At 70.0% G+C, this 6663-nt stretch carries 6 protein-coding genes and 1 pseudogene; 5 read left to right on the forward strand and 2 right to left on the reverse strand.

What is annotated here, in order from left to right; genetic code table 11:
• The first annotated feature begins 182 nt into the window (after window positions 1–182).
• Together trxB and trxA are read left to right on the forward strand one after the other, a co-directional pair.
• Window positions 183–1136 carry a thioredoxin-disulfide reductase gene (gene trxB / locus IEY93_RS24270; RefSeq protein WP_189165413.1) on the forward strand — a complete coding sequence of 318 codons (954 nt, stop codon included), beginning with the start codon at window positions 183–185 and terminating at the stop codon, window positions 1134–1136.
• A 12-nt stretch (window positions 1137–1148) separates the two neighbouring features.
• Window positions 1149–1472, forward strand: coding sequence for a thioredoxin (gene trxA / locus IEY93_RS24275; RefSeq protein ID WP_203968532.1), 324 nt, complete (start codon window positions 1149–1151; stop codon window positions 1470–1472).
• 305 nt (window positions 1473–1777) lie between these two features.
• Here trxA and IEY93_RS24280 read toward each other — a convergent pair whose 3' ends face one another.
• Window positions 1778–2434: a GNAT family N-acetyltransferase gene (locus tag IEY93_RS24280; protein ID WP_229691421.1), complete on the reverse strand. Its 657-nt coding sequence runs from the start codon at window positions 2432–2434 to the stop codon at window positions 1778–1780.
• 461 nt (window positions 2435–2895) lie between these two features.
• On the opposite strand from IEY93_RS24280, the gene IEY93_RS24285 reads away from it, so the two are divergent.
• The 3 genes from IEY93_RS24285 (at window position 2896) to IEY93_RS24295 (ending at window position 6251) form a co-directional block, all read left to right on the forward strand.
• The gene (locus IEY93_RS24285) at window positions 2896–4128 is read left to right on the forward strand and encodes an aminotransferase-like domain-containing protein (protein ID WP_189165430.1); all 1233 of its coding nucleotides are present in this window, start codon (window positions 2896–2898) and stop codon (window positions 4126–4128) included.
• 83 nt (window positions 4129–4211) lie between these two features.
• Entirely contained in the window at window positions 4212–5165 is a 954-nt protein-coding gene (locus tag IEY93_RS24290; RefSeq protein ID WP_189165414.1) for a D-alanine--D-alanine ligase family protein, read from the forward strand.
• A gap of 30 nt (window positions 5166–5195) precedes the next feature.
• Window positions 5196–6251 (forward strand): threonine aldolase family protein, encoded by a 1056-nt coding sequence (locus tag IEY93_RS24295; RefSeq protein WP_189165415.1) that lies wholly within the window; start codon window positions 5196–5198, stop codon window positions 6249–6251.
• Window positions 6252–6519: 268 nt separating this feature from the next.
• Here the strand turns inward: IEY93_RS24295 and IEY93_RS24300 are convergent.
• Window positions 6520–6663: pseudogene (locus IEY93_RS24300) on the reverse strand (DNA gyrase subunit A); the annotation flags it as partial.

The following is a 6663-nucleotide window of genomic DNA, read 5'->3' on the forward strand; positions in this document are numbered from 1 at the left end:
GCGTGCTTCGCGGGGGACTTCTTCTTTCAGAAGGCGCGGCTGTGCAGGGGCGGGAATCCCGGACGCCTAGGATCTGTTGACGCCCTTGCGAAACCAGAACGAGTCGATCCAGGGCCGGACAGCATGCGGAGACGCACACCGGCGAACAGCCGGCGAACACCATGCGCAGAAAGGCGAGAGGCGTGAGCGACGTCCGTAACGTGATCATCATCGGGTCGGGCCCCGCGGGCTACACGGCCGCGGTCTACGCGGCACGGGCCGATCTCAACCCGCTCGTGTTCGAGGGGTCGGTCACCGCCGGTGGCGCGCTCATGAACACCACCGAGGTGGAGAACTTCCCCGGCTTCCCCGACGGCATCCTCGGCCCGGAGCTCATGGACAACTTCCGCAAGCAGGCAGAGCGGTTCGGCGCCGAGCTGGTCGCGGACGACGTCGTCGAGGTGGACCTCACGCGCACGCCGAAGGTCGTCAAGACGGCCACCGAGACCCACCTCGCCCAGACGGTCATCGTCGCCACCGGTTCGGGGTACCGCGAGCTGGGGCTGCCCAACGAGAAGCGCCTGTCCGGCCGCGGTGTCTCGTGGTGTGCCACCTGTGACGGCTTCTTCTTCCGCGACCAGGACATCGTGGTCGTGGGCGGCGGCGACACCGCTATGGAGGAGGCGACCTTCCTGAGCCGGTTCGCCCGCACGGTCACCGTCGTGCACCGCCGGTCCGAGCTGCGCGCCAGCAAGATCATGCAGGATCGGGCGTTCGCCAACGAGAAGATCCGTTTCCTCTGGGACAGCGTCGTGACCGACGTGCAGGGCGAGAACCGCGTCACCGGCGTGACCGTGCGCAACGTCAAGACCGGCGAGCAGACCGAACTGGCCGTGGGCGGCATGTTCGTCGCGATCGGCCACGACCCGCGCAGCGACCTGTTCAAGGGCCAGCTCACGCTCGACGACGAGGGCTACATCAAGGTCGAGGGGCAGACCACCAGGACCAACCTGGACGGCGTCTTCGCGGCCGGCGACGTCGTCGACCACACCTACCGCCAGGCCATCACCGCCGCGGGCACCGGCTGCTCGGCGGCGATCGACGCCGAGCGGTGGCTCGCGGACCACCCCGCCGCCACCGTCATCGCCACCATTTAAGGGGAGAACACCATGGGTGCCATCAAGTCCGTGACCGACGCCACCTTCGAGGCCGAGGTGCTCAAGAGCGACAAGCCCGTCCTCGTCGACTTCTGGGCCGAGTGGTGCGGCCCCTGCCGTCAGGTCTCGCCGATCCTGCAGGAGATCGCGAACGAGCACTCCGACAAGCTGACCATCGTCAAGATCAACATCGACGAGAACCCCGCGACTCCGCGGGACTACGGCGTACTCCAGATCCCGACGATGAACGTCTACAAGGGTGGAGAGGTCGTGAAGCAGATCATCGGCGCGAAGCCGAAGGCCATGCTGCTGCGCGAGCTCGACGGCGTCATCTAGGCGCCGACCTGCGGTTCGCGCCGTCGCCCGACTCCGCGAGCCGTACCACCCCGCCGCCTCCTTCCGGGCGGCACCCCACCCTGCAGAGCCCTCCGCACCCACCGCGGGGGGCTCTGCGCATGGATGGGAGCCCGGGTTCAGGCTTACCCGGCGGCCATACCTCCCTGCCCCCTCCGGCCGCTGAGCGGTGCCGGCCGCCTTCCGTCCCGGCGATGTCCGCGGTTCCGGCCGGCCGGTTCGGCGGCGCGTTCGCCTGCCGGGGCTGGAGAACGGCCGGACAGGCACCGCCGAAGGCTGAGATCGCCTCAGACCGGGCGAAGCGCGCGTTCGGGCGTCATCGATCCCAGGAGGCGTTCGAGGGCCACCTCGACGTCCTCACGCCATGAGACCGCCGTCTTCAGCTCCAGCCGCAGCCGCGGGAAGCGCAGATGCGGCCGGACCGTCTTGAACCCCACGGCCAGAAGGTACTCGGCGGGCATGACGCAGCCGGGCTGCTCCCACTTGAGGTCGCCGAACGCCTCGATGGCACGGACGCCGCGCCGCGTGAGGTCCTTGGCCACCCCCTGGATCAGCATCCGGCCGAGCCCTCCCCCGGAGAACTCGGGGATGATGTGCGCGGTCATCAGCAGGACGGCGTCCGCGCTGACCGGGGAGGTGGGGAAGGCCACCGAACGGGGCACGTAGAGCGGCGGGGCGTACAGCACGAACCCGGCGGGCACGCCGTCGACGTAGCAGATCTTGCCGCAGCTCCCCCATTCGAGCAGGGTCGCGGAGATCCACGCCTCCTTCTCCAGCCCTGGGTCGCCGCTCATCTGGGCGCGCTCCCCGCTCACCGGGTCGAGTTCCCAGAAGACACACCGTCGGCAGCGGCGCGGCAGATCGTCAAGGTTGTCCAGCGTGACGTTCACCAGCCGACGCGACACCTCGGAGCCCCCCATCGTGGCGAGACGGACGCGAGTCATGGCGGAAATGCGCACGAATTACGGCGTCTCCAAAGTCGCATGGTAGCCGAGTGAAAGCCGCGCGGGGCGGTCCTGCCGCACGAACCGCGCAAGCCTGTCAGACCCGCGGAACCGCCGACGTGCGCAAACGCCGTCAGACCCTCGGAAAACGGGCCGCATGGCACCGGATCAGCGAATGGCACCGAGGCCGGGCTCTGCGCGTTCTGACGATCGCGCCCTGCGTCAACCGGCACATCACCCCAGAAAACCGGGCGAAATGCCGGGAGAAGTGCCTGATGTGAAGAATTGCGGAGAGGTTTCGGAGGTGCCTGCCGTAGGCTGGCACTCCGCGACGAAACCTTACTCTCCACACCCCTAGGAGGTGGACCGTGACGGAAGAGCAGGATCACGGTCGGAGGACGGCGGCCCACGGGTCGCGCATCGACGCCTACGTCGACCGGTACGCCGCACGGGCTACCGGCATGGTGGCCTCCGAGATCCGAGCTCTTTTCGCCGTCGCATCGAGGCCCGAGGTGGTCTCGCTGGCCGGCGGCATGCCGTACGTCACGGCCCTCCCCCTGGACGCGGTCGGCGAGATCGTCGCCGACCTGGTGGCCCACCGTGGCACCGTGGCCCTCCAGTACGGCTCCGCCCAGGGCGACCTGCACCTGCGCGAGCACATCTGCGAGGTCATGCGCGAGGAGGGCATCGACGCCGGTCCGGACGACGTCGTCGTCACCGTCGGCTCACAGCAGGCCCTCGACCTGATCACCCGTGTCTTCATCGACCCCGGCGACGTGGTGCTCGCCGAGGGCCCCTCCTACGTGGGCGCGCTCGGCACGTTCGCCGCCTACCAGGCGTCGGTGGTCCACGTGGCGATGGACGACGAGGGACTCGACCCCGCCGCGCTCGCCGAGACCATCGACACGCTGTCCCGGCAGGGCCGCCGCATCAAGTTCCTCTACACCGTGCCGACCTTCCAGAACCCGGCCGGCGTCACGCTCAGCGCGCCGCGCCGCCGCCAGGTGCTGGAGATCTGCCGGCGGGCCGGCGTGCTGGTCGTCGAGGACAACCCGTACGGTCTGCTCGGCTTCGACGGTGAGCCGATGCGGGCACTACGTGCGGACGACGCCGACGGCGTGGTCTATCTCGGCTCGTTCTCCAAGACGCTGGCACCGGGCTTCCGTGTCGGCTGGGCCCTGGCCCCGCACGCCGTACGGGACAAGCTGGTGCTCGCCCTGGAGTCCGCCGTGCTGTCGCACTCCACCTTCACCCAGCTCACCGTCGGGCAGTACCTCGCGACCCAGCCGTGGCGCGAGCAGATCAAGCACTTCCGCGAGCTCTACCGCGAGCGGCGCGACACCCTGCTCGGCGCCATGGAGGCGCTCATGCCGCCCGGCTGCGTCTGGACCCGGCCGGCCGGCGGTTTCTTCGTCTGGGTGACCCTGCCCGACGGGCTGGACGCCAAGGCCATCCTGCCCCGCGCCGTCGCCGAACGGGTGGCCTTCGTGCCCGGCACCGGCTTCTTCGCCGACGGCTCCGGCCGGCGCAACATGCGCCTTTCGTACTGCTACCCGGAGCCGGAGCGCATCCGGGAGGGCGTCCGCAGGCTGGCCGGCGTGATCCAGCAGGAGGTCGTCATGCGTGACACCTTCGGCACCGGCTCCGCCCCGGCACACGCCGGGGTGGACACCCCCGGGCCTGATCTAGCCTGAAGATGACGTGCGACGGGCGCCTCGCTGGGTTCGAGCGAGGCGCCCGTCCCGGTAAACAGAGCAATTCGCAAGAAAGGTCCTTGATGAGCGATCTCGGCCATGTGCTGGTGCTGGCGGGCGGGCTGTCCTACGAGCGCGAGGTGTCGCTGCGCTCGGGCCGCCGGGTGGGCGAGGTGCTGCGCGCCGCCGGGATCGACGTGGAGACCCGGGACACCGACGCGAGCCTGGTCCCCGCCGTCCTCGCCGACCCGCCGGATGTGGTCTTCGTGACGCTGCACGGGGGCAGCGGGGAGGACGGCGCGATCCGCTCGGTGCTCGAACTGCTCGACCTGCCGTATGTGGGCGCCGGGCCCGAAGCATGCCGCATCGCCTTCGACAAGCCGGTCGCCAAGACGATGGTCCGCTCCGTCGGGGTACGCACCCCCGAGTCGGTCGTGCTGCCGAAGGAGACCTTCCACGACCTCGGCGCGTCGGCCGTGCTCGCCCGCATCATCGCCCGGCTCGGGCTGCCGCTGTTCGTCAAGCCCTCGCACGGCGGATCGGCGCTGGGCGCGTCCATCGTCCGCAAGGCCGACGAGCTCCCCGCGGCCATGGTCGGCTGTTTCGCCTACGGCGACACCGCGCTCATCGAGCAGTACATCGAGGGCGTCGAGGTCGCGGTCTCGGTCATCGACCTCGGGGACGGCCCCACCGCGCTGCCGCCGGTGGAGATCGTCGCCGACGAGGGCGTCTACGACTACTCGGCGCGCTACACCGCCGGGAGCACCGAGTTCTTCGCCCCGGCCCGGCTCAAGCCCGAGGTCGCCGAAGCCTGCGCGCAGCTCGCCGTCACCGCGCACACGGCCCTCGGCCTCCGCGACCTGTCACGCACCGACCTCATCGTGGACACGCAGGGGCAGCCGCACTTCCTCGAGGTCAACGTCGCCCCCGGCATGACCGAGACGTCACTGCTGCCCATGGCCGTGGAGGCCGCCGGCCAGGATCTCGGCGCCATCTGCCAGGGCCTCCTCCGCAACGCCCTCCACCGCGCGCACTGATCCGCGCACAGGCAGGCGTAGCCTGGCGGCGTGATCGAAGAGGTTTACTCCAAGAGCTTCGCCAGTGACAACCACGCCGGAGCGCACCCCGCGGTCATCGAGGCGATGAGCGCGGCCAACACCGGGGACGCTCCGGCGTACGGTGACGACCGCTGGACCGGCGCGCTCGACGAACGGATGCGCGCCGAGTTCGGCGAGAACGCCGCAACCCTGGTCGTGCTCAACGGCACCGGGGCGAACATGCTCTCGCTCAGCATCATGCTCGGCCGGCGCTACGAGGCGATCATCTGCCCCGAGACCGCGCACATCGCCACGCACGAGACCGGGGCGAGCGAGCGTGTGCTGGGAGTCAAGCTCGTCACCGTTCCCACTCCGGACGGGAAGCTGACCCCGTCCGACATCACCGCGCGGCTCGGCGGCCGGGGCAACATCAGCGAAGTGCAGCCGCGGGTGGTCTCCATCTCCGAGGTGACCGAGCTCGGCACCTGTTACACCCCGGAAGAGATCGCCGCGCTCGCCGCGACCGCCCACGACAACGGCCTGCTGCTGCACGTGGACGGCGCACGGCTGGCCAATGCCGCGGCCTTCCTCGGCTGCTCACTGCGCGCACTCACCACCGACGCCGGCGTGGACGTGCTCAGCTTCGGCGGCTCCAAGAACGGCGCCGCCCTCGGCGAAGCGGTCGTGGTCCTGCGCCCCGACCTGGTGGAGGCCGGGCCGTACCTACGGCGCCAGACGCTCCAACTCGCCTCCAAGATGCGCTTCGTCTCGGCTCAGCTCTCGGCGCTGCTCACCGACGATCTGTGGCGGCGCAACGCCGAGCACGCCAACGCGATGACACGCAGGCTGGCCGACGGTGTCGCGGGTCTGCCCGGACTGGACGTCACCTGGGCGGTCGAGTCCAACGCCGTCTTCGCCGCGCTTCCGGCCGGGGCGATCCCGGAGCTGCAGTCGCGTTACCTGTTCCACGTGTGGGACGCCTCCCGGGGGATCGTCCGGTGGATGACGGCGTTCGACACCGCACCGGAGGACGTGGACATCTTCATCGCCGACATCCGCCAGTCCGTCAAGCGCCACTCCGGCTGATCGCACGGCTCGCCCCCGCTCCCCTGCCCCCATCGTCCTGCCGTAAGGAGGAGCGGCCCGCAATCCTGAACGAGCAGGCGCGTCTCGCCTCCTTGTTTCACGTGAAACGCAGCAGCGAGAGCCGGAAACGTCCTGTCCCGGAGGACCGCGTTTCACGTGAAACAACCACGTCCTCACCACCCGGGCAAGGTGGTGGCCCTACCTTCGCGACGCGGCCTCGGCTTCGTCCGCCGGCTTCTGCCCGCACCTCCGCTGCGGCCCTCCATCGGCGCCCGTCGTGGTTCGGCTGGGGGTCGACGGTCTCCTTGTCGATGTCACGGAGCATCTCCATGGCGATCGGCGCGAGCCGGCACTCGGTGTACCGCATGGCGGCGGCCGGGTCGTTGCCGGGCGAGCCGAAGTTGCCCTGCCC

It is taken from the genome of Sphaerisporangium melleum (assembly GCF_014646695.1).
Classification (GTDB): Bacteria; Actinomycetota; Actinomycetes; order Streptosporangiales; family Streptosporangiaceae; genus Sphaerisporangium; species Sphaerisporangium melleum.

Coding starts and splice junctions, on each gene's coding strand:
- IEY93_RS24280 (WP_229691421.1), bottom strand. CDS start 2,434: ATGACTCGCGTCCGTCTCGCCACGATGGGGGGCTCCGAGGTGTCGCGT.
- IEY93_RS24290 (WP_189165414.1), top strand. CDS start 4,212: ATGAGCGATCTCGGCCATGTGCTGGTGCTGGCGGGCGGGCTGTCCTAC.
- trxA (WP_203968532.1), top strand. CDS start 1,149: ATGGGTGCCATCAAGTCCGTGACCGACGCCACCTTCGAGGCCGAGGTG.
- IEY93_RS24285 (WP_189165430.1), top strand. CDS start 2,896: ATGGTGGCCTCCGAGATCCGAGCTCTTTTCGCCGTCGCATCGAGGCCC.